This window comes from Kitasatospora sp. NPDC056651 (assembly GCF_042792155.1).
In the GTDB taxonomy this organism is placed as follows: domain Bacteria; phylum Actinomycetota; class Actinomycetes; order Streptomycetales; family Streptomycetaceae; genus Kitasatospora.
The window spans coordinates 17,320-38,776 of sequence record NZ_JBHTWX010000086.1 but is presented as its reverse complement, the minus strand read 5'-3'; the positions used below and the strand labels follow the sequence as shown (position 1 = coordinate 38,776).

The 21,457-nt window shown below is 74.4% G+C and carries 17 protein-coding genes; 9 read left to right on the top strand and 8 right to left on the bottom strand.

Annotated features, from left to right (window positions below):
• The first annotated feature begins 424 nt into the window (after nucleotides 1–424).
• Nucleotides 425–2,023, top strand: a complete 1,599-nt coding sequence (locus ACFRAR_RS27985; protein WP_380701054.1) for an alpha/beta hydrolase — start codon at nucleotides 425–427, stop codon at nucleotides 2,021–2,023.
• A gap of 85 nt (nucleotides 2,024–2,108) precedes the next feature.
• Nucleotides 2,109–2,822 carry a disulfide bond formation protein DsbA gene (locus ACFRAR_RS27980; RefSeq protein WP_380701052.1) on the top strand — a complete coding sequence of 238 codons (714 nt, stop codon included), beginning with the start codon at nucleotides 2,109–2,111 and terminating at the stop codon, nucleotides 2,820–2,822.
• 114 nt (nucleotides 2,823–2,936) lie between these two features.
• On the opposite strand, the gene ACFRAR_RS27975 is transcribed toward ACFRAR_RS27980, so the two are convergent.
• A complete protein-coding gene (locus ACFRAR_RS27975) occupies nucleotides 2,937–3,524 on the bottom strand; it encodes a DUF1707 domain-containing protein (protein ID WP_380701050.1) in 588 nt (195 codons plus the stop codon).
• 450 nt (nucleotides 3,525–3,974) lie between these two features.
• Between ACFRAR_RS27975 and ftsH the strand changes: the two genes are divergently transcribed.
• The gene (ftsH, locus tag ACFRAR_RS27970) at nucleotides 3,975–5,858 is read left to right on the top strand and encodes an ATP-dependent zinc metalloprotease FtsH (protein ID WP_380701062.1); all 1,884 of its coding nucleotides are present in this window, start codon (nucleotides 3,975–3,977) and stop codon (nucleotides 5,856–5,858) included.
• A 64-nt stretch (nucleotides 5,859–5,922) separates the two neighbouring features.
• Nucleotides 5,923–6,762, top strand: a complete 840-nt coding sequence (gene nadE, locus ACFRAR_RS27965; RefSeq protein ID WP_380701048.1) for an ammonia-dependent NAD(+) synthetase — start codon at nucleotides 5,923–5,925, stop codon at nucleotides 6,760–6,762.
• Between the two features lie 246 nt (nucleotides 6,763–7,008).
• Here the strand turns inward: nadE and ACFRAR_RS27960 are convergent, their stop codons facing one another.
• The 4 genes from ACFRAR_RS27960 to ACFRAR_RS27945 all read right to left on the bottom strand — a co-directional run bounded on the left by ACFRAR_RS27960 (nucleotide 7,009) and on the right by ACFRAR_RS27945 (nucleotide 10,862).
• Nucleotides 7,009–7,362, bottom strand: a complete 354-nt coding sequence (locus tag ACFRAR_RS27960; protein ID WP_380701046.1) for a hypothetical protein — start codon at nucleotides 7,360–7,362, stop codon at nucleotides 7,009–7,011.
• A 150-nt stretch (nucleotides 7,363–7,512) separates the two neighbouring features.
• Nucleotides 7,513–8,250, bottom strand: a complete 738-nt coding sequence (locus tag ACFRAR_RS27955) for a hypothetical protein (protein WP_380701044.1) — start codon at nucleotides 8,248–8,250, stop codon at nucleotides 7,513–7,515.
• Between the two features lie 205 nt (nucleotides 8,251–8,455).
• On the bottom strand, nucleotides 8,456–10,147 hold the full coding sequence (locus ACFRAR_RS27950; RefSeq protein WP_380701042.1) for a DUF885 domain-containing protein: 1,692 nt from the start codon (nucleotides 10,145–10,147) through the stop codon (nucleotides 8,456–8,458).
• 286 nt (nucleotides 10,148–10,433) lie between these two features.
• Nucleotides 10,434–10,862: a DUF5997 family protein gene (locus tag ACFRAR_RS27945; protein WP_380701040.1), complete on the bottom strand. Its 429-nt coding sequence runs from the start codon at nucleotides 10,860–10,862 to the stop codon at nucleotides 10,434–10,436.
• A gap of 58 nt (nucleotides 10,863–10,920) precedes the next feature.
• Between ACFRAR_RS27945 and ACFRAR_RS27940 the strand changes: the two genes are divergently transcribed.
• Both ACFRAR_RS27940 and ACFRAR_RS27935 read left to right on the top strand, forming a co-directional pair.
• Nucleotides 10,921–11,748, top strand: a complete 828-nt coding sequence (locus ACFRAR_RS27940) for a LysR family substrate-binding domain-containing protein (RefSeq protein ID WP_380701038.1) — start codon at nucleotides 10,921–10,923, stop codon at nucleotides 11,746–11,748.
• 54 nt (nucleotides 11,749–11,802) lie between these two features.
• On the top strand, nucleotides 11,803–12,384 hold the full coding sequence (locus ACFRAR_RS27935; protein WP_380701036.1) for a DUF421 domain-containing protein: 582 nt from the start codon (nucleotides 11,803–11,805) through the stop codon (nucleotides 12,382–12,384).
• Here ACFRAR_RS27935 and ACFRAR_RS27930 read toward each other — a convergent pair.
• Nucleotides 12,347–13,099: a rhomboid-like protein gene (locus ACFRAR_RS27930; RefSeq protein ID WP_380701034.1), complete on the bottom strand. Its 753-nt coding sequence runs from the start codon at nucleotides 13,097–13,099 to the stop codon at nucleotides 12,347–12,349. The genes ACFRAR_RS27935 and ACFRAR_RS27930 overlap by 38 nt on opposite strands.
• A 174-nt stretch (nucleotides 13,100–13,273) precedes the next feature.
• On the bottom strand, nucleotides 13,274–14,623 hold the full coding sequence (locus ACFRAR_RS27925) for a cytochrome P450 (RefSeq protein ID WP_380701032.1): 1,350 nt from the start codon (nucleotides 14,621–14,623) through the stop codon (nucleotides 13,274–13,276).
• Between the two features lie 313 nt (nucleotides 14,624–14,936).
• Here ACFRAR_RS27925 and ACFRAR_RS27920 point away from each other — a divergent pair, with 313 nt between their 5' ends.
• Entirely contained in the window at nucleotides 14,937–16,340 is a 1,404-nt protein-coding gene (locus ACFRAR_RS27920) for an amidase (protein ID WP_380701030.1), read from the top strand.
• A gap of 88 nt (nucleotides 16,341–16,428) precedes the next feature.
• Here the strand turns inward: ACFRAR_RS27920 and ACFRAR_RS27915 are convergent, their stop codons facing one another.
• A complete protein-coding gene (locus tag ACFRAR_RS27915) occupies nucleotides 16,429–18,369 on the bottom strand; it encodes an FUSC family protein (protein ID WP_380701028.1) in 1,941 nt (646 codons plus the stop codon).
• A gap of 430 nt (nucleotides 18,370–18,799) precedes the next feature.
• Between ACFRAR_RS27915 and ACFRAR_RS27910 the strand changes: the two genes are divergently transcribed.
• Entirely contained in the window at nucleotides 18,800–19,909 is a 1,110-nt protein-coding gene (locus tag ACFRAR_RS27910) for a phytanoyl-CoA dioxygenase family protein (RefSeq protein WP_380701026.1), read from the top strand.
• On the top strand, nucleotides 19,891–21,225 hold the full coding sequence (locus ACFRAR_RS27905) for a DUF6271 family protein (protein WP_380701024.1): 1,335 nt from the start codon (nucleotides 19,891–19,893) through the stop codon (nucleotides 21,223–21,225). The genes ACFRAR_RS27910 and ACFRAR_RS27905 overlap by 19 nt, the downstream gene beginning before the upstream one ends.
• Nucleotides 21,226–21,457: the final 232 nt, after the last annotated feature.

The following is a 21,457-nucleotide window of genomic DNA, read 5'->3' as shown; positions in this document are numbered from 1 at the left end:
TCGCCACCCAGCCGATCGGCAGGGTGGCGACGGCCGGTGCACCGGGCGGCACAGCGAACGGGGAAGCCGGGGCGACGGATCCCGGGCCGTCACCGCGAAGCCCACGACCGGTTCCGCCCCCAGCCAGCCAGCCAGCCAGCCAGCCAGCCAGCCAGCCAGCCAGCCAGCGGGCCGGCCGGCCACCCCGCCACCGCCCGCGCCACCGGCAGGACAGCCCGGCCCCCACCCGTTCGGCGGGTGGCAGCCGGTTCGGCGCACGCCCCCCGTCCGGAGGTCTCCACAGGGCATCGCCGGGCCCCGGCCCCTAGGGTCTGTGGTGCGACGACGAACCGGGCGCCGGGCGCACGCCGCCCCCTCGGGTGCACGCCGTCCCCGCCGGACGCCAGCCGTCCCGCCCGGCCGACCCGAGAGGTGGACCCACCCGATGCACACCGTCGTCCGCGGCGCCGGAGCGTTCGGCCTGACCGTCCTCCTGCTCACCGCCGCCGCCGGCTGCCAGGGCGACGGCTCCTCCGCCGTCGAGCCCGCGCCGACCGCCCCGGCCGGCGGCCCCGACGCCGCCTCCGGCAGCGACCCCGCGGCCGCCACCGGCCTGGCCGCCCAGCAACCGGACTGGCACGCCTGTCCCGCCCCCACCAGCGTCCAGGGAAACGGCACCGCGCCCGCCGACGACTGGCAGTGCGCCACCCTCAAGGCCCCGCTGGACCACGGCAGACCGGACGGTCCGACCATCGACCTCGCCCTGATCCGCAGCCCGGCCAAGGACGAGCAGCACCGGATCGGCTCGCTGCTGTTCAACTTCGGCGGCCCGGGCGCCTCCGGCGTGGCCGCCCTGCCCGCGCTCGCCCCGATCTACGCCAACCTCAACTCCCGCTACGACCTGGTGAGTTTCGACCCGCGCGGGGTCGGCGCCAGTGACGGGGTGAAGTGCCTGGAGGACCAGGCGATGGACGCCGCCACGGCCGCCGACGGCACCCCCGACACCCCCGACGCGGTGAAGGCCCTGGACGACGGCAACTCCCGCTTCGTCACCGCCTGCGAGCACAACTCGGGCCCGGTGCTGCCGTACGTGGACACCGAGAGCGCCGCGCGGGACATGGACCTGATGCGGCAGGTGCTGGGCGACCAGAAGCTCTCCTACTTCGGCATCAGCTACGGCACCCAACTGGGCGGCGTCTACGCCCACCTGTTCCCGCAGCACGTCGGCCGGATGGTGCTGGACTCGGTGGTCGACCCCACCAAGGACCCGCAGCAGATCGCGCTCAGCCAGGCCCAGGGCTTCCAGCTCGCCCTCGGCGACTTCATGAAGGCCTGCGCGGTCCAGGCCGGAACCGCCTGTCCGACGGGTGCGGGCGGTGACGAGGGCACCGCCAAGGTCGCCGCGCTGGTGCAGCAGTTGGCGCAGTCGCCGCTGTCCACCCGCCAGGGACGACAGCTCACCGAGAACCTGGCGGTCACCGGCATCGCGGGCGCGCTGTACAGCCAGGAGACCTGGCCCGCGCTGGCCGCCGGACTCACCGAGGCGATGGAGCAGGGGACCGGCGATACGCTGCTCGAACTCGCCGACGCGCTGAACGGGCGCGATGCCCAGGGGCACTACACCAATCTGAACGCCGCGAACCGGGCGATCAACTGTGTGGACGCCCGGCAGCGCTACTCCGACCAGGACGTGGAGCAGCAGCTGCCGCAGTTCCATGCCGCCTCACCGGTGTTCGGGGCGTACACCGCCTGGGGACTGACCGGCTGCACCGGCTGGCCCGTACCGGGCAGGAACGCCCACCCGGAGGTCGCGGCGCCGGGCGCCGCGCCGATCCTGGTGGTCGGCACCACCGGCGACCCGGCCACCCCGGTGGAGGGCGCCCACACGATGGCGCAGCAGCTCGGCGCGGGCGTCGGCGTCACCGTCACCCTGCAGGGCGAGGGGCACGGCGGCTACAACACCGGCAACCCCTGCCTGAGGCAGACCGTGGACGCCTACCTGCTGGACGGCACGGTGCCGGCGGACGGGACGACCTGCGGCTGAGCTGGGGAAAGGCGTGAAGTGGCCCACTGGGATGACTCTCGATTGGCCCTGGAGAACGGTCCACCCGGGCCATAGTCTCTCCAGTGTGACGAACGAGACGAACGAGATGAACGAGACGGCGAACGCCGGAACGGATGCCGTGACGAACCGCACGATCGACCACGGGACCGAGAAGCCCGGCGCCACGAACCACGGGACCACGAAGGTCGACTTCTACTTCGACCCCATCTGCCCGTTCGCCTGGATCACCTCCCGCTGGATCCTGGAGGTCGCGCGGCAGCGCGACCTCGACCTCACCTTCCGGGTGATGAGCCTGTCCGTGCTCAACGAGGGCCGCACCGACCTGCCCGAGCGCTACCAGCGCCTGATGACCACCGGCTGGGGCCCCGTCCGGGTCTGTGTCGCCGCCGCCGAGAAGTACGGCCCGCAGGTGCTGCGCGACCTCTACACCGAACTCGGCACCCGCCTGCACGACCAGGACCGGCCCGCCGACGAAGCCGTCATCCGGGAGGCGCTGGCGGCGGCCGGTCTGCCCGAGGAGCTGGCCGAGGCGGCCGACGGCACCGAGTACGACGAGGCCCTGCGCAAGAGCCACCACGAGGGCATGGACCCGGTCGGCGAGGAGGTCGGGACGCCGACCATCCACGTGGACGGCGTCGCCTTCTTCGGGCCAGTGCTGACCGCGATCCCGCGAGGGGAGGACGCCGTACGGGTCTTCGACGGCGTGCGGCTGCTGGCCGGGTACCCGAACTTCTTCGAGCTCAAGCGGACCAGGACGGGCGACCTCGACTTCTCCTGACCCCTGGCGCCTACCTTCTGGCCCCTGCCCCCTGCCCCCTGCCCCCTGCCCCCTGGCGCCCGAGCCCGGCCCGTAGCGGGCCCGGTCCCGTTCGTCAGCCCCGGCCCCCGTCCGTCAGCCCCGGCGCCGCTGCTTGATCTTGATCGGCCCCGACCGCGGGTGGCCGATCACGGTCACGGTCGGGGCACCGGGCTCGGCCTGCTCGGCGGCCTTGTTGACGATGTTCCCGGTGTTGGTGCTCGACGGGTCGATCCGGACGCCCCAGCCGCGCGGGACGATCAGCCGGACGTGGCCCATGCCGGTCGACGCCTCGACCGTGACCTCCCGGTGGGCGCACACGGCCTCGGTGAAGTCGACCGTGAGCAGCGCCATGCTGCTCTCGGCGACGATCCGGCGGGACACCGTCCACCGGCCGCCCTGCACCAGGTTGTTCATCCGGGCCCGGAGCACCAGGACGTCCTCCGCCGCTTCCCGGCCCTCCACCCGGCCGCCCAGGTCCGCCACCATGGCGTCGAGTTGGCGGTACGTGCGGGCGGCGTAGGTCAGGTCGAGGCGCTCTTCGAGTTCCGCGAGGTCGATGCGGCCCTCGCCTGCCGCGATCCGCAGCTGCTCGGCCACCGCCTCGCGGTCGCTGTCCCCGGCCCGCGGCTCCACGGCGGCCTCGGGCGTGGCGCGGGCGGCGGGCAGTTCCTCGTTGGCCATGCGGCTACCCTAGGTCACCGGCTGTCCCGGCCGACAGCTCGATCGCCGACTCTCCACGGCCGGAACCTCCCCAGGCGGTCCGGCGTCGCACCCCGCGCGTAGCCGGTCCTTTTGCCCCGGTCGGCCCGGAATCACCCCCTTCGCCCTCCCATCCGGACGCGGAGCGTCCGACCATGGAGGGGCGGAGGCCGTCCGGCCTCCGGGAGGCGGTGAGCGTGGATGATCGTACGAATCCGATTGCGCACTGCCCGCCACCCCGCGACCCCGGCGGGCCCCGGTTCCGGACCGGGCTCGGAGCGCGGGCAGGGCCCGCAGCGCGCGCAGGACCCGGGGCGGGGACGGGGCCCGGGGCGGGGACAGGGTCCGGGCTCCGGCCCCGGACGGCCGCCCGGGGGCCGTCCCGGCCCCGGCGGTCCGGCCAAGCCCCCGCCGCCCTCCTGGCGCCGCTGGCTGCTGCCCCTCGCCGTGCTGGCCACGCTGCTCCTGCTGGTGCTGTTCTCCAAGCCCGGCACCCCCGGCACCCGCTACGGCTACACCGACTTCCTGAACCGGGTCGACGCCGGCCAGGTGCAGACCGTCGACGTCAGCGACACCGGAGCGGTGAGCGGAACGCTCAAGGACGGCACCCACTTCACCAGCCAGATCCCCACCGCCCTGGACACCTCCCCGCTCAGCACCGCGCTCTCCGGCCACCACGTGAACGTCACCGGCAGCCGGACCAGCGGCGGCAGCTCGATCTGGTCCACCCTCCTGGTGTTCCTGCCGCTGCTGATCTTCGGCGGGCTCTTCCTCTGGTCCGGCCGGATGGCGGCCCGGTCGCTGGGCGGCGGCCTGAGTGCCATCGGACGGTCCCGGGCCAAGATCATCGAGGCTGAGCGGCCGGCCACCGGGTTCGCCGACGTGGCCGGGTACGAGGGGGTGAAGCAGGAGGTCAGCGAGGTGGTCGACTTCCTGCGCAGCCCGGAGCGGTACGCCGCCGCCGGGGCCAAGGGGCCGCGCGGGGTGATCATGGTCGGGCCGCCCGGCACCGGCAAGACCCTGCTCGCCCGGGCGGTCGCCGGGGAGGCCTCGGTGCCCTTCCTCTCGGTGACCGGCTCCGGCTTCGTGGAGATGTTCGTCGGGGTCGGCGCCTCCCGGGTCCGCGACCTCTTCGAGGACGCCCGCAAGCGCGCGCCGTCGATCATCTTCATCGACGAGATCGACGCCGTCGGCGGCCGCCGGGCGGGGGGCACCCGGCTCGGCGGCAACGACGAGCGCGAGCAGACCCTCAACCAGCTGCTCGCCGAGATGGACGGCTTCGACCAGAGCACCGGCATCGTCGTCATCGCCGCCACCAACCGGCCCGACGCCCTGGACCCGGCCCTGCTGCGCCCCGGCCGCTTCGACCGGCAGGTCACCGTCCCGCTGCCCAACCAGGCCGAGCGGGCCGCCATCCTGGCCGTCCACGCCCGGGGCAAGACCCTGGGCCCGGACGTCGACCTCGGACGGCTCGCCCGCGGCACCCCCGGCTTCTCCGGAGCCGACCTCGCCAACCTGGTCAACGAGGCCGCCATCAACGCCGTCCGCGCCGATCGGGCCACCCTCACCGCCGCCGACCTCGACGACGCCCGCGACCGGGTGCTGCTCGGCCGCCGGGAGTCCTCCAACGCGCTGCTGCCCGAGGAACGGCAGTCCGTCGCGGTGCACGAGTCCGGACACGCGCTGGTGGCCGCCCTGTGCGAGCACGCCGACCCGGTCGCCAAGGTGACCATCCTCCCGGCCGGCGTCGCGCTCGGCGTCACCGAGCAGCTGCCCGAGGCCGAACGGCGCCTGTACAGCGAGAGCTACCTGACCGACCTGATCACCGTCCAGCTCGGCGGCCGGGCGGCGGAGCTGGTGGTCTTCGGCGAGGGCTCCACGGGCGCCGCCAACGACCTCGCCAACGCCACCTCGGTCGCCACCCGGATGGTCCGCGAGTTCGGCCTCTCCCCGGAACTGGGCCCGGTCGGCTACTCCAGCGGCACCCCGCACTACCTCGGCGACAACCCCGAGGACCTGCTGCGCCGCCCGTACTCCGAGCAGACCCAGCGGGCCGTGGACGAGGCGGTGGCCCGCCTGCTGCGCCGGGCCGAACGGCGGGCCCTCGACCTGCTGACCGAGCACCGGCACCACCTGGACGAGCTGGCGGCGCTGCTGGTCGCCCAGGAGACGGTGGACGGCGCCGTGGTGGTCGACATCCTGACGCATCCGGGGCCGCGGCGGCCGGTCCCGCTGGACAAACCGGGGCCGGCGCCGTCGGACGAGCCGCACGGCCCGGAGGGGCCGGAGGGGCCGGGGGAGGACCACCGCCCCTGACGGTCGCGGCGGCGGTGGTCGTATCCTCGTGATCGTTGTCTGTCCACCGTCCCGAGGAGTCGGAATGACCGAGCCCCTGCCTGCCGACGTCCAGCGGGAGATCGCCCGCGCCCTCGGAGTGGCGTCCGTTCCGGACCCCGCGCGGGAGGCCGAGCGCCGGGTGGAGTTCCTGGCCGACCAGGTGCGGGCCACCGGCGCGCGCAGCCTGGTGCTGGGCATCAGCGGCGGCGTCGACTCCACCACCGCAGGGCGGCTCTGCCAGCTCGCCGTGGAGCGGCTTCGGGCCGAGGGGCACCAGGTGACGTTCACCGCGATGCGGCTGCCGTACGGCGTCCAGGCCGACGAGGCGGACGCCCAGCGCGCGCTCGGCTTCATCCGCGCGGACGAGGTGCTGACCGTCGACATCAAGCCCGCCACCGACGGCGCGGTCGTGGCCCTGAAGGCCGCCGGGCTGACCTACCGCGACCAGGGCCAGGAGGACTTCGTCGGCGGCAACGTCAAGGCCCGCCAGCGGATGGTGGCCCAGTACGCGGCGGCGGGCGCCAAGGGCGGGCTGGTCGTCGGCACCGACCACGCGGCCGAGGCCGCCGTCGGCTTCTTCACCAAGTTCGGTGACGGCGCGGCCGACGTGATGCCCCTGTCCGGCCTCACCAAGCGCCAGGTGCGGGCGATCGCCGAGTCGCTCGGCGCGCCGGCCGAGCTGGTCAAGAAGGTCCCGACCGCCGACCTGGAGGACCTCGCCCCCGGCCGTCCCGACGAGGACGCCCTCGGCGTCACCTACGACGAGCTGGACGACTTCCTGGAGGGCCGTCCGGTCGGCGAGGACGTCTTCCGCACCGTCCTCGGCCACTACCGCCGCACCGAGCACAAGCGCAACCTGCCGGCCGTCCCGCCCCAGGCATGACCGGCCCGGGCGGCGCCCTCTCCGCCCGCTTCCCGGACACCCCCGCCGAGCTGCCCGGTTTCGGCGGGCGGGTGCTTCGCACGCCCGAACTGCTGGACCTGGCCCGGCGGTTGACGGCCTGGACCGGCCGGTATTCCCGGTCAGGGATCGATGCCGCCGACCTGGCCGGTCAGGGATCGATGCCGCTCGCTCCACCTGGCTGGACACCGTACCGGGAGACGGTTCGGAAGCGAAGGGGCGGGCGGCCTACCAAGGGATGGAGAAACTCGGCGGGTTGAGGAGCAGGTAGACGAGCAGGGCCGCCGGGACCAGCAGTTGGCCGAGCAGCGGAGCGAACATCGCGTAGCGCCAGCGGCGTTGCGGGGTGGACCGGCTGCCCGCGACGGCCACGCCGAGCAGCATCGTGAACGCGAGGAAGCCGAGGAGTGACACCGTCTGCACCACCGCGGCGTGGTGCTCCCCGGGTGTCTGCTCGCCGGCCCACCGCCAGATCCGGGACATTAGGTAGCCGTCGATCACCACCGTCAGCAGGGTGAACACCGCCCCGAGCCGCAGGTCGGCGGTTTCTCTGCCCAGGCCCTTGACGTCCGGCCGCGTCACTGTGCCCCGTCCCCCCGGTTCCCGCCCGCTCGCGTGTCCCGTCACGGTAGCGGGGAACGGGCCGGGGCCGGAGCGATGGGGGGGCGGGCTCGGGTAGTTCGACAGTGATGCGTACGCCGGATGGTGATCGTCCGTCAGTCCCCGTCGGCGTCAGTCCCCGTCGGCGTCGGCCTCGGTGGTGGGGGCGGCGCCGGCGCCGGAGCCGGAACGGATGCCGAGCTTGGCCTCGGCGGTCGTCCAGTCGGTGGCGATGGCCTGCTGGGCGGCGGTGAGGGTGACCTGGCCCTTGCAGATCGCGGTGTGCAGGTGGGTCTCCACCGAGTCCTTGGGGTTGTTCGGCCCCTTGCCGGGGACGTGGCCGGGGGACGGCGGCTGGACCCACAGGTTGCGCGGGTCGTTGGGGTCGCCGCCGAGCTGGAGGCTGATCAGGTGGTCGTACTCGGCGTCGCCCATCGGGCCGGTGTAGCCGTAGGACTTGGCGTTCTCGGTCTTCTCCTTGCCGGTGATGTTCACCGGGGGCCGGATGGTCGAGGTGTAGCCGCCCGGCTTGCAGATGGTGTCCTTGATGTTGTCCTGGCTGACCGCCGGGCTGATCGCGCCCGGGGTGCAGTTCGGGTCGGGCAGCGGCTGCTTGTCGGCGGTGTAGCGGTAGTGGCAGCTGCCCGGTGCGGGCTGCGGCTGCACGTCGTAACCGCTTTTCGGGCCGGGGCCGGTGACGATCGCGGCGGCCGCGGCGGCGGCCGCGGCGGCGTCGCCCGCGGCGGCCGGGGCGGAGCTGTGCCCGGCCCCCTTGGCGGCGTGGCCGCCACCGGACGAGCAGCCTGCGGCCGCGGCGGCGAACAGGACGGCCGCGGCCGTGGCCAGGGCGCGGCGGGCGGGAGCCGGCACGGGTTCCTCCATCGGGGTGTGCGTGAGCGGCGGACACCGGGCGTGCCGGGACCGCGCCAGCGGACACTACCGTGTGGACAGGGCCGAAGGAGTGACGCCACGTCGCGGCGGGGGAAGCCTTGACCGGGCGTGCGGAACCGTTTCCGCAACGTCGCTGGATCCCGCCGCCGGGACCGGACCGCCCCTGAGCCCCGGCCGGAGGGCCTCAGAGCTGCCGCTGCTCCGCGATCCAGTCCGTCACCAGGTCCTCCAGGACCCCCAGCGGCAGGCTGCCGTGCCCGATCAGCTGGTGGTGGAACTCCCGGACGTCGAACCGGGCGCCGAGCGCCGCCTGGGCCCGCTCGCGGTGCCGCACGATCTCCCGACGGCCGATCAGGTACGAGGTGGCCTGGCCCGGCCAGGCGATGTAACGGTCGATCTCGTTGCGGACGTTGGCCTCGGTGGTGGCGGTGTTGGCCCGCATGAAGGCCAGCGCCCGCTGCCGGGACCAGCCGTGGTGGTGCATCCCGGTGTCCACCACGAGTCGGACGGCCCGCATCGCGTCCAGCGAGAGCATGCCGAACCGGGACAGCTCCGAACCGTACAGCCCCATCTCGTCCGCGAGCCGCTCGGTGTACAGGCCCCAGCCCTCGACGTGGGCGGTCAGCTGGCCGCTCGGGTTCCGCCGGAACCGGGGCAGGTGGTGCAGGGTCTGCGCGACGGCGATCTGGAGGTGGTGGCCGGGCACGCTCTCGTGGAAGGCGATCGCCTCGTACTCGTAGCTGAACCGGGTCTCCGGGTTCAGCGTGTTGATCCAGTGGGTGCCCGGCAGCCCGCCCGGGCCCGGCGGCTGGTAGTAGGCCAGCGGCGCGTTCGCCGCCTCGATCGGGTCGATCTCCCTGGTCACGCAGTCGGCGATCGGGTACGGGCGGAACCAGTCCGGGGCGGCGCGGCGGGCCCGCTCCAGCGCGCCGTCCACCAGGGCGACGATCTCGGCCGCGCTGGTGAAGCGCAGCGACGGGTCCTCGCGCAGCGCGGTCAGCACGGCCGACGGGTCGGTGATGCCGAGCACCTTGCCGCCCAGTTCGGCGAACTCCTCGCGCAGCGCCGCGACGGCCTCCAGGCCGATCCGGTGCACCTCCTCGGGGGTCAGCCCGGGACGGGTGAAGCGGGCGACCGCGTCCGCGTAGCCCTCGGCGCCGTTCGGCACGTGGCAGACCCCGGGCTTGTCGTCCGGCCGGGCGTCCGGCGCCAGCCGCTGGGCCAGCCCGTCCCGGAAGCGGGCCACCGCGGGGCGGACGGCGTCGCGCACGACCGCCAGGGCGCGCTCGGACTCCGGGCGGCCGGCCAGCGGCCGCAGCAGCTTGTCCTCGGCGAGGGCGGTGGCCAGCTGGGCGTCCAGCTGGGCGACGGCGGCGTCGACCCCGCTGCGCAGTGGACGGCGGCCCTCGGCGGCCGTGTCCAGGACGCGGCGCAGGGCGGCGTCGAAGTAGTCGGGCAGGGCGGCCAGCCGCTCCAGGTAGGCGTCGGCGCCCTCCTGGTCGACCGAGGTCATGACGAGCGCGCTGAAGGCCTCGTTCTGCGGGGAGGCGATGGTCGCCGAGACGCCGAAGTCGTCCAGCCCGTGGGTGATCCGGCCGATGCCGTTGTCGATCAACCGGGCGAGCACCCGGTGGGTGATCCAGTCCTCGCCGGCCAGCGCCTGCTCCGGGATCGCGGCCAGCCGGGCGGCGAAGCCCCGCAGCGCCTCGCGGTGGCGGTCGGCGGCCGCGCGGGACGGGTCGGGCACCAGGTGGGCGTAGCCCTCGACCCCGCCGAGGGTCGCGTCGAACGGGTTGTGGGCGTTCTCGGCGGCGAAGAACTCGTCGGCGAGGAGAGTGAGTTCGGTGGCTTCGGCGTGCTGCGGCTGCTCGGTCACTGGTCGCTCCCCCGGTGCGGTGTCCTGCGGTGTGGCACTGGCCACGACGGCACCTGTCCGGAGGTGCCCCGATCCCGCCGATTATTCGGAGTGGCCGGCGGCCCGGTCAATACGCCACGGCGGCCCGGCCGGTACGCCGCGACGGCCCGGCCGGCCCCCCCCGGGGGGCGGGCCCCGGGTGGAACGCCGGGGCCGGCGACCGTCGGACCGGCCGCCGGCACCGTCGTCGCGCGAGGGCCCGGCAGACGGCGCGGGGGAGCGCCGGGGTGCCGGACGGCGGGGAGGGTCAGCGGGCCTGGGCGGCCTTCGCCTCCTTGGCGGCCTTCTCGGCGGCCTCCTTCTCGTGCTTCTCCTTGATCCGGGCGGTCTCCTTGCGCACGTCCACCTGGTTGGCGCGCTCGTGCTGGAGCCAGAGCGGGTTCTCGGCCTTGATCGCCTCGATCTGCTCGCTGGTGAGCGCCTCGGTCACGCCGCCGCGGGCCAGGCCGGAGATCGAGATGCCGAGCTTCGCGGCGACGACCGGGCGCGGGTGCGGGCCGTCCTTCCGCAGGTCCTGGAGCCACTGCGGCGGCTCGGCCTGAAGTGCGCTGAGCTCCTCGCGGGAGACCACGCCCTCCTGGAAGTCGGTCGGCGCGGCGTCGAGGTAGATCCCCAGCTTCTTGGCCGCCGTGGCCGGCTTCATGGTCTGGCTGGTCTTCTGCTTGAGCGATGTCATGGTGACAAGGGTAAGGGAGTGCGCGGGCGCTTCCGGTCACGGTCGGTAGCCTTGCCCTGTGACAGACATGCAGGTGAACCCGTCCTTCCGGCTCGTGTACGTCCCGGGCGTGACCCCCGGCAAATGGGTCCGGGTCTGGAGCGAGCGGCTCCCCGACGTACCGCTGGAGCTCCTCGCGGTCCCGGTCGGCGACGGCGAGCGCACTCTGCGCGAGGGCGGCGCGGACGCCGGGCTGGTCCGGCTGCCGGTCGACAAGGACGCGCTGAGCGCGATCCCGCTCTACGCCGAGACGACCGTGGTGGTCTTCCCCAAGGACCACTGGCTGGCCGCCGCCGAGGAGGCCACGCTGGATGACCTCGCCGACGAGGTGGTCTTCCACCCGCTCGACGACACCCTCGGCTTCACCGCCGACACCCTGCCCGGGCGCCCCGCCGTCGCGCGCCCGGACACCACGGCGGACGCGGTCGAGCTGGTGGCGGCGAACGTCGGCGTGCTCCTGGTGCCGCAGTCGCTGGCCCGGCTCCACCACCGCCGGGACCTCACCTACCGGCCGGTGGTGGAGGCGCCGCAGTCCCAGGTGGCGCTGTCCTGGCCGCAGGAGCGGACCACCGACCTGGTGGAGGAGTTCATCGGGATCGTCCGCGGCCGTACGGTCAACAGTTCGCGCGGGCGCGGGGCCGGGCAGGCGGCGCCCGAGGCGCAGCCGAAGAAGGGGGCGGCCGGCCCGCGCAAGCCGCAGCAGCAGCGGGGCGGCGGGCAGAAGCCGGCCGGGCAGAAGGCCGGAGGCGCGAAGGCCGGCGGGGCGAAGGGCGCCAAGTCCGGAGGTGCGAAGGCAGGCGGACAGAAGCCGAAGCCGGCGGCCCGGCGCGGTAGGCCGAAGCGGTGACCGTGGCGTAGCCTCTGCCCCGTTCCTTGCAGTCGAGGCGGGAGGAGCGGGGCAGTGTGGCACGACCTGATGGCCGTCCAGATTCCGATCGTGGAGAAGATCCTCCGCACGATCGCCGTCTACGTCCTGATCCTGGTCCTGTTCCGGCTCGCCGGGAAGCGCGGACTGGCCGGGCTGAACACCTTCGACATGGTGGTCATCTTCCTCCTGTCGAACGTGGTCCAGAACGCGATCATCGGCAATGACAACAGCCTGCTCGGCGGCGCGATCGGGGCGGCCACCCTGGTCGTGGTGAACGCCGGCATCACCCGCTGGCTCGCCCGCGACCCGAAGGCCGCCCGGATCCTGGAGGGCGGCGCCACCACCGTGGTGAAGGACGGCGTGCTGGTGCCCGGCGCGCTGCGCGGGCTGGCGCTGCGGCCGTCCGAGCTGGAGCACGCCATCCGGGTGCAGAGCGGCGACGGCGTCGACGAGGTGGCCCGCGCCCGGCTGGAGCCGGACGGTCAGCTGCTGGTCGAGCTCAAGGAGAGCGAGCAGAACGCCTCCCGCCGTGACATCGAGGACCTGCGGCGCCGGCTGGAGAACATCGAGCGGCTGCTCACCGTGATCGCGGCGGACCGTCGACCGCCTCGCTGACGCGCTCGCCGCGGGCCCCGGCCCGTCGGCGGCGTGAGCCGGTGACGGCCACGGCGGCGGCCAGGGCGAAGCCGAGGGCGGCGGCGAGGAGGTGGCCGACCGTGGTGAACTCCGGGATCGGGCCGGGCCATTCGCCGCCGCCGGACAGCGGCCAGCCGACCACGAAGGCGACCCAGGGCACCCTCGCCCAGCGGGGCAGGGCGAGGGTGGCGAGGGCGAGCACGGTCTGGGCGCCGTAGCTGATGCCGTAGTCCGAGGCCTGGCGCACGCTCTGCGGGTACCAGCCCTGGCGCAGGGCGAGCAGGATGACCACGGCGGTGACCAGGGTGGCGAGGACGTGCCCGCCGAGGAAGACGGCGGCCGCGCGCAGGCTGCCGAAGCGGCGTTCCGTCCAGGCGAGGCAGCAGCAGACGCCGAGGCCCAGGGTGATCAGGGTGCCGCCGAAGCCGGTGGTGAGGATCTCGGTGAGGGTGCCGTCGTAGAGCAGCGCGCTGCCGAACAGGGCGGTGACCGGGTGGTCGTGCAGGTTGTCGAGGTTGGTGCTGATGTGGTCGCGGAGGGCGTCCGCCCGGTCGGCGGTGAGCAGGTTCTTGACCCAGACGTTCCCGATCAGGAGCAGGAGGACGTAGCCGAAGGTCAGCGGTGAGCGGCGCGGATACGTCAGGAGGGTGTGGAGCGGCCCGGTCGGCGGCCCTGCGGGAGTTCGAGCGTTCATGGTCTGGTGGCGTCCCGGTCGAGTGGCGTGGGTCCGGCCGGCGCCCGTACGGCCGGCCACGCGGGGACAGTACCGAAGCCCGGTTGCCGCCGGCCGGCCGGAGCCCCGCCGCCGGCCGGCCGGAGCCCCGCCGCCGGCCGGCCGGAGCCCCGCCGGGGCCTGGCCGGAGTCCGGTCAGCGGATCCGGCGGGCCAGGGTCGCGGTGAAGGGCCGGGGGGACAGCGAGGGGCCGCGGGTGGGGCGGACGGGACGGCCGGGGGCGGGGGCGATGGTCCAGCGGGCGGCGACGGTGGCGACGGCGAGGACGGCCTCGGTGGTGCCGAAGGCGTCCCCGATGCAGCGGCGGGCGCCGAGGCCGAAGGGCGCGTACGTGCCGGGGGAGGGCCGGGCGGTGGTGAGCCAGCGGTCGGGGTCGAAGCGGTGGGGGCGGGGGAACAGGTCGGCCCGGCGGTGCAGCAGGTACGGGCTGTACAGCAGGGTGGTGCCCGCCGGGACGCGGTGGCCGCCGAGTTCGGTGTCGGCGGTGGCGGTGCGGCTGAGGATCCACGGCGGCGGGTAGAGCCGCAGGGTCTCGCTGACGATCCGCGCGGTGAGCGGCAGGGCGGGCAGGTCCTCGTGGCGGGCGGGGCGGCCGTCCAGCACGGTGTCGAGTTCGGCGTGCAGCCGTTCGCGGACGGCCGGGTTGGCGGCGAGCAGCGTCCAGGCCCAGGAGAGCGTGGCCGCGGTGGTCTCCGTGCCGGCCAGCAGGAAGGTGACGACCTGTTCGTGGACCTCGGCGTCGGACAGGCCGCGCCCGTCCTCGTCGCGCGCGTCCAGCAGCGTGGAGAGCAGGTCCCGGTGGTCGGCGCCGGTGGCGCGGTAGTCGGCGATCAGCCGCCCGGTGATCTCCCGGAGGTCCCGCCGGGCGCGCCGGAAGCGGAGGTTGCCGGGGGTGGGGAGGCGGTCGGTGCCGGGCAGCGGCAGCAGCACGCGCCGGCCGACGCCTCGGGTGACGGCGTCCATGATCTCGCGCACGGGCAGCGAGCCGGCCCGCTCGTGCGCGGCGAACAGGCAGCGGGCGGTGACGGCGGTGGTCAGGCGGTACATCGCGGCGGGGACGTCGATCACGTCGCCGTGGTGCCAGGGCGCGGTGGCGTCGGCGATCTCCTCGGCCATCAGCGCGGCGTAGCCGGGCAGCCGGTCGCGGTGGAAGGCGGGTTGCAGCATGCGGCGCTGGCGCCGGTGGTCGGCGGCCGGGCAGGTGGCGAGGCCGTTGCCGAAGACCTCGCGGGCCTTGTCGAGCAGGGGCCCGCCCTTGTCGAAGGCACGGTCGTCGGTGAGCAGCCGGCGGACCAGCTCGGGGTGGCAGACCACGTACGCGCGCAGCGGGCCGAGCCGCAGCCGGACGAGGTCGCCGTGGGCGGGCAGGCCGGCGACGAAGGCGTGCGGGCGGTACAGCAGCGCGGCGGCGTGGCCGAGCAGGGGGAGGGCGCCGGGGGCGGTGGCCGCGGTGAACCGGGTGGTCGGGGAGAAGGGGGCGGGCACGGGCGTCACCTTGGTTCGGGTGGGAGGACCGGGGCGGTCCGCGAACGAGACGTGATCTTTCCCGGCCGCGTACGGCGAAACGATCGCGGACCGGCGGACGGTGTGGACGCGGGGGCGCGGGAACAACGGCCGTGCGCCCATCGAGAGGTGACGGAGCGTTCGCGGTCGCGGCGGGCCCCGGGCGGACGGGCGCCGGCGGGCGGGCCCCGCACTCTGGACCGGGTGAGATTACCGGTCGGTAGAAGTGGGCAGGTACGACCGGCCGGTGCGATCGCCGGGCGGTGGAACGCCCGGCAGGGAGTGGGGAGTTCGGATGACCGACGAGCGGGTCCACGCGTTCGCCGACGACGCCCTGGGAGCCCACGACGCGGTGGCGCTGGCCGCGCTCGTCCGGGCGGGTGAGGTCAACCCCCGGGAGCTGGTCGCCGCCGCCGTCGACCGGGCCGCGCGGGTGGACGCCGCGCTGCTGCCCGTCGCCCACGCTTCGTACGACAGACCGCGGATCAGCCGGGAGGGCATCGGCGGACCGCTGTGGGGCGTGCCGAGCTACCTCAAGGACAACGTGGACCTGCGCGGCCTGCCGACCGCCATGGGCAGCGAGTCCTACCGCGCCCGCCCGGCCCGCCGCAACGCGCCCTTCGCCGACCAGTTCCTCGCCACCGGCCTGGCGGTGCTCGGCAAGACCAGGCTGCCCGAGTTCGGGCTCAACGCCTCCACCGAGTTCGCCACCGCCAGGCCGGTGCGCAACCCGTGGAAGCCCTCGCACTCGCCCGGCGCCTCCTCGGGCGGTGCGGCGGCCCTGGTGGCCTCCGGCGTGGTGCCGATCGCCCACGCCAACGACGGCGGCGGCTCGATCCGCATCCCGGCGGCCTGTTGCGGCCTGGTCGGGCTCAAGCCCACCCGGGGCCGGCTGGTGGTCAACGCGCAGAGCGGCAGGCTGCCGATCGACCTGGTCACCGACGGCGTGCTGACCCGCTCGGTGCGCGACACCGCCGCCTTCCTCGCCGCCGCCGAGCGGCACCGCGGCAGTCCCGGGCTGCCGCCGCTCGGCCTGGTCGAGGGGCCGGGGAAGCGGCGGCTGCGGATCGGCCTGGTGGTGGATTCCCCGGTCGCCAAGACGGACGGGCCGACCCGGCAGGTGGTCGAGGAGACCGCCGCCCGGCTGGAGGCGATGGGCCACCGGGTCGAGCCCACCACGCTGCCGTTCGGCGAGGAGTTCTCCCGCGACTTCCTCACCTACTGGGGGTACATCGCCTGGGCCATCGCGGCCACCGGCCGGCTGCTGCTCGACCCGGGCTTCCGGCCCGGGAGGCTGGACGGCCTGACCACCGGGCTGCGCCGCCGCTTCCAGGCCGAGTTCGTACGGACGCCCGGTGTACTGCGACGGCTGCGCCGGGCCGAGGACGTGTACGCGCGGATCTTCCACCGCCACGACGCGATCCTCTCCCCGGTGCTCGCCCACACCACCCCGCCGATCGGGCACCTGAGCCCGAACGTGGACTTCGACGAGCTGCTGGACCGGCTGGCCCGCTACGTCGCCTTCACCCCGGTCAACAACGTGACCGGGGGCCCGGGCCTCGCGCTGCCGACGGGCTCGGCGCCCGGCGGACTGCCGGTCGGGGTGCACCTGTCGGCCGCGCACGGGCAGGAGCGGCTGCTGCTGGAGCTGGCCTTCGCGCTGGAGGCCGAGCGGCCCTGGCGGCGGATCCAGGACTGAGGGACCGGCCGACGGGCGGCGGGCGGCGCCGAGAGCGTCGTCGAGAGCCGGGGTCGAGAGCCGGGGCCGAGAGCCGGGGTCGAGGGGCTCAGGGCGCCGGGGCCGCCACCGCCCGGGCCGCGTGCACCTCGTGGTGCAGCCGGGCCAGCGCACAGTGCGGCGCCAGGACGTCCGGCGCCGCCTGCGGCAGCGGCTCACCGGTGCGCAGCGCCTCGGCCAGATCGGCGAGCTCCCGGGTGACGACGGCGACCTCGGCGGGGGTCGGCACCGGCGCCCCGTGCTCGATCCGCACCCGGGTGGCGGTGGTGGCGTCCACGATCCGCTCGACCGCGATCACCACCGGCCACCAGGCCTGGGCCCGGGCGCCGACCGGCGGCGGCTCGGTGAGGGCGCGCTGGAACTCGCTGCGCACGGTGGACAGGTCCCGGTAGAGCCGACGGCGGTACCGGGCGCGGGCGGGTTCGTCCCGTCCGGGCGCGGTGGTGAAGGCCAGCGACACGTACGAGGCGGTGTCCTGGACGGCGTCGGCGAGGCGGTCCAGGATCCGGGTGCGCCAGGATTCCGGCCACAGCAGGTACCCGGCCAGCAGCGAGATGCCGCAGCCGATCAGCGAGTCGTAGAGCCGGGGCAGCACCAGGTGGAAGCCCTGGTGGTTGAGCAGGTCGGAGAGCAGCAGGATCACCGGGGTGATGGCCGCGGTCTGGAAGGCGTAGCCCTTGGCGGACAGCGCGGGGATCAGGGTGGCCAGCGCCGCCATCACCGGGACGTCCCACCAGCCGTGCGGCACCTCGGCGAGCACCGGCATGGCGATCAGCAGCCCGGCGGCGGTGCCGAGCGCGCGCAGCACCGCGCGGGAGAACACCGAGCCGAAGTCGGGCTTCATCACGAAGGTCACGGTCAGCGCCACCCAGTAGGAGCGGGGCACCGCGATCGCCGAGACCAGCACCTGCGCCAGCCCGATGCACAGGGCCAGCCGCAGCCCGTACCGCCAGGACGTGCCGGACAGCAGCAGCGCCCGGGCCGCCTGCCGGGCCCGGACCTCGATGGCGGCGGGGCGGCCGAGCCGGTCGGCGGTGGCGTACGGATCGGGCTCGGCCTCGTACGCGACGGTGGCGGCGTGTTCGATCGCCTGGACCAGCGCGCGGGTGGACGGGCCGGCGGGGACCGGCAGGTCGAGCGGCGGGGGCGCGCCGGTGCGGCCCTGTTCGACGGCGTCGGCGAGCGCGCGGACGGCGGCCGGGTGCTCGGCGGGCAGCGGGCCGTACTCGGGCGGGCGCAGGTGGGCCGCCGCCGTCGCCTCGACCACCGGGACCGCCGCGTTGAGCTGGGCGAGCAGCCGCGCCAGGGTGGGCGAGCGGCCGTGCCGGCGGGCCCGGCGGGCGAGCAGCAGGTCGTAGGAGTGGTTGAGCGACTGGGTGAGCTCGCGGCGGCGGGCGTCGTACTCGGGGGTGCCGGCGGCCTCCAGCAGTCCCGCGACCGACCGGTAGGTGCCGGCGACCACGGCCCGTTCGGGGACGCCCACGCGCAGCGGCCAGGCGAGCAGGGTCAGGGCGAGGACCACCAGGCCGCCGAGCAGCAGCAGGGCGGGTGGCAGCCACCAGGGGGAGGGCAGCGGCAGACCGGCCCCGACCACCGCGTTGAGCAGCAGGAGCAGTCCGGAGACGGAGGCGACCGCGCCGATCGAGGAGATCATGCCGGAGACCAGCGCGAGGGCGGTGACCGTGGCCACCGCCGTCCAGCCGGTGCCGAAGACCAGGGTGCCGCACAGCATCCCGAGGGCGCCGAACAGTTGGGGGACGGCGATGGTGAACACCCGCATCCGGTAGGCGTCCGCGGTGTCCCCGATGACGCCGGACAGCGCGCCCATCGACACCAGCGCGCCGTAGCCGGGCCGGCCGGTGGCGGTGCCCACCGCGAGCGGGGCGGCGAGCGCGACGGAGGCGCGGACGACCGCGGCCCAGGGGATCGGCGCGGCCCGGGGCCGCAGGCCCTCGGTCAGCCAGGGGGGAGCCGTCAGCTCTCGTGCCATAGGCCCAACGTACGGCGGGCGGGAGCGGTTCACCGTTCCGGGATTATGTCAATTCCGGAAACATACCCCCGCTTATGTCAGTCTCCGAAACATAAAGAGAACGTCGATTGGCGTTGTGAGCTGCGTTGATTTCCCAATCGGTAACCCGCTGGAAAGGGTTGACACCATTAGTTGGTCTAGTCCAACGTATGGGGGGCGCGGTTCGGCAAAGGCTGATGCGGGGTGATGGCCCTTGTCGGGCGGGCGAGTTGGCCCCCTGACGTGCGCCGTTTCCGCGCCCGCCGGCCGGAGCGAGAAGGAGCGCATGCGGACGGACTTCCGGGCCGCACCCGAATCCCTGTAGCGGCCGGTGACCGGCCGTCGACTCGCCGTGCCCGCACGAGCGCGTGACGAACCACCGCGTCGACCACGAACCACGGAGTGACTGCCCATGCCGAGCCCTGCCGAACACCCCGACGCACCCGCCGGGGATTACCTGTACCGGGCCGCGTCGGAACGCCCCTACTTCAGCGCCGACACCGAGAGCTACCTCGCCCGGACCGCACTGCGCGAAATCCGCAAGAAGCACCCGCTGCGCGTCCTCTCCGAGGAGGACTACGCGTTCTGGCAGGCCTACGGCTACGTGGTGGTCAAGCAGGCGATCCCGGCCGAGGCCGCGCGCCGAATGCTCGACTTCGCCTGGGAGTTCCAGGGCCTGTCGCCGGACCGCCCCGAGGACTGGTACCAGGAGCGCGAGTACCGCGACGAACTCGACCGGCACCTGCACATCTACGGCTTCGTCGAGGCCTACCACCACCAACTCCTCTGGGACAGCCGGCAGTCGCAGCGCGTCTACGACGCCTTCGTGGACGTGTGGGACTGCGAGGAGCTCTGGGTCACCCTCGACCGGCTCAACCTCAACCCGCCGAACGTCCGCAACCGCGACCGCGCGCTGATCGAGCCCACCGACCGCGGCTTCGACATCGAGCTGCACTGGGACGTCGACACCACCCAGGGCATACTGCCGCAGCGCGTCCAGGGCATCATCGCGCTCAACGACACCGCCCCCGACCGCGGCGGCTTCCAGTGCGACCCGGAGCTGTTCCACCGCTTCAACGCCTGGCAGGCCGCCCAGCCGGCCGACCGCGACCCGATCCGCCCGGACGTCGACCGCGAGGAGTTCCCGGTCGTGCGGCCCGAGTTGGCGGCGGGCGACCTGCTGATCTGGAACGGCCTGCTCGCCCACGGCGTGGAGCGCAACACCTCCGAGAACGGCGTGCGCGCGGTGCAGTACCTGTCGATGATGCCCGCGCTGGAGGAGTCCGAGAAGCTGCGCCGCTCCCGGGTGGAGTCCTGGCGCACGCTCGCCACCCCGGACTGGAACCGCACCCTGGTCGGCGACGCCGACCGGCCCGAGGCGCTGCGCTACGGCACCGCCGAACTCACCGAGCTGGGGGAGAAGCTGCTCGGCCTGCGGTCGTGGACCGGCAAGCCGTTCGAGGAGCCGGAGACGGACCGGCGGGACGCCACGGGGGAGCGGGAATGCGCGACGTCTGTCTGACCCTGCCCACCAACCGCGAGTGCGCCGGCACCGTCACCGCGATCGGAGCCGAAGCCGCCTACGCCGCACGGCGGTTCGGCGTCCGGGTGCACCTGCTGATGCTGGACTCCGCCGACCGTGCGACCCGCGCCCGGCACGCCGAGGCCCTCGCCGCCCTGCCGGCCGCCGAGGGCGTGGTCGTCCACCACCTGGACGAGGACGCCCAACGGGCCTTCCTGCGCGAGGTGGTCGAGCGCTCCGGCGCGGCCCGCCCGGACCGCCTGATGGACCTGATGCTGCCCGACGCCGTCTCCTACGGCGCCTGCACCAACCGGGCGTTCCTGCTGGCCGCCGCGCTCGGCTGCGACTCGGTGCACCGCCGTGACTCCGACAGCCGCTACCAACTGCTCGACGGCGAACCGGTGTTCCCGATCGAGCACGAGCTGGCCACGCTCGGGCTGAAGGCCGTCGACGCGGCCGCCGCCGTCACCGAGAACAGCCTGGACCCGGTGCACGCGGACAAGACCGTGGCCCTGGTCGGCGCCTCGTTCGTCGGCGAACTCTCCGTCGACCTCGGCGAGATCCGTGAGCTCGACCCCGAGGTCTACCACGACGTGGTCGCGCTCTGGGCGGACACCGGCGCGAGCGAGGAGGAGAAGCGCGAACTGGTCGCCGACTCCTTCACCGGCGGCGGCACCGAGCCGTTCACCACCGACCGCGCCGTGCTCGACCTGCCCGACATCTGGCGCATCGACATGTGCAACATCGGCCTCGACCGCGAGGTGTACGAGCGGGTGCCGCTGCCGCCCGCCACCGACACCATCGGCAGCGACTACTTCCTGCACCACCTGGTGCGTGACGCGACCCTGCCGGGCGTCACCCACAACCGCCACATCGTCAACTACCACACCCCGGACCGGCGCACCGACGCCGGTTTCACCGCCTACCAGCTGCGCTACGCCAAGTTCCTGCTCTCCATGCTCTACCTCTATCCGGTCTACTCCGAGATGGAGGCCGCCGGCGGCGCCCTGCTGGACGAGTTCCACCACGTCCGCCCCGAGGCGATCGCCGACTCCGCCCGTCGCAGCGCCGCGACGGACCGCGCGGAGAACCACCGCCGGCTCGCCGAACTCGACCGCTGCTACCGGAAGCTCGGCGGGAAGTACGCCCGGTTCGCCGACCACCTGGCGCCCCTGCGGGCGCGCCTGCTCGACGAGGCGCAGGCGGACATCGAGGACTTCGCGGCACTGATCGACGCGTGGGGCCCGCTGGTGCGGGCGAGCAGGACCACCCCCGTCGACCGGCCGCCGCGCCGCCGTACGGGGAGAGCCGCGTGATACGCCAGACCAGCCAGACCAGCCAGACCAGCCAGACGGGCCAGACCAGCCAGACCGGACAGACCGCCGCACGGGCCGCCAAGCAGCCTGCCAAGCAGGCCGCGGTCAAGACCGCCGGACGGACCGCCGGCGGGACCGCGGCCCGGACCGCGCACCGCATCCCGGCCGTCTCCGCGGTCCACACCGACACGCCGCCGCCGTCCGGGACGTTCCACCCCGACGAGCGCGACCG

Bases quoted from the DNA above. Each gene is read 5' to 3' on its own strand.
- ACFRAR_RS27985 (WP_380701054.1), top strand. From the start codon at position 425: ATGCACACCGTCGTCCGCGGCGCCGGAGCGTTCGGCCTGACCGTCCTC.
- ACFRAR_RS27975 (WP_380701050.1), bottom strand. From the start codon at position 3,524: ATGGCCAACGAGGAACTGCCCGCCGCCCGCGCCACGCCCGAGGCCGCC.
- nadE (WP_380701048.1), top strand. From the start codon at position 5,923: ATGACCGAGCCCCTGCCTGCCGACGTCCAGCGGGAGATCGCCCGCGCC.
- ACFRAR_RS27945 (WP_380701040.1), bottom strand. From the start codon at position 10,862: ATGACATCGCTCAAGCAGAAGACCAGCCAGACCATGAAGCCGGCCACG.
- ACFRAR_RS27930 (WP_380701034.1), bottom strand. From the start codon at position 13,099: ATGAACGCTCGAACTCCCGCAGGGCCGCCGACCGGGCCGCTCCACACC.
- ACFRAR_RS27920 (WP_380701030.1), top strand. From the start codon at position 14,937: ATGACCGACGAGCGGGTCCACGCGTTCGCCGACGACGCCCTGGGAGCC.
- ACFRAR_RS27915 (WP_380701028.1), bottom strand. From the start codon at position 18,369: ATGGCACGAGAGCTGACGGCTCCCCCCTGGCTGACCGAGGGCCTGCGG.
- ACFRAR_RS27910 (WP_380701026.1), top strand. From the start codon at position 18,800: ATGCCGAGCCCTGCCGAACACCCCGACGCACCCGCCGGGGATTACCTG.
- ACFRAR_RS27905 (WP_380701024.1), top strand. From the start codon at position 19,891: ATGCGCGACGTCTGTCTGACCCTGCCCACCAACCGCGAGTGCGCCGGC.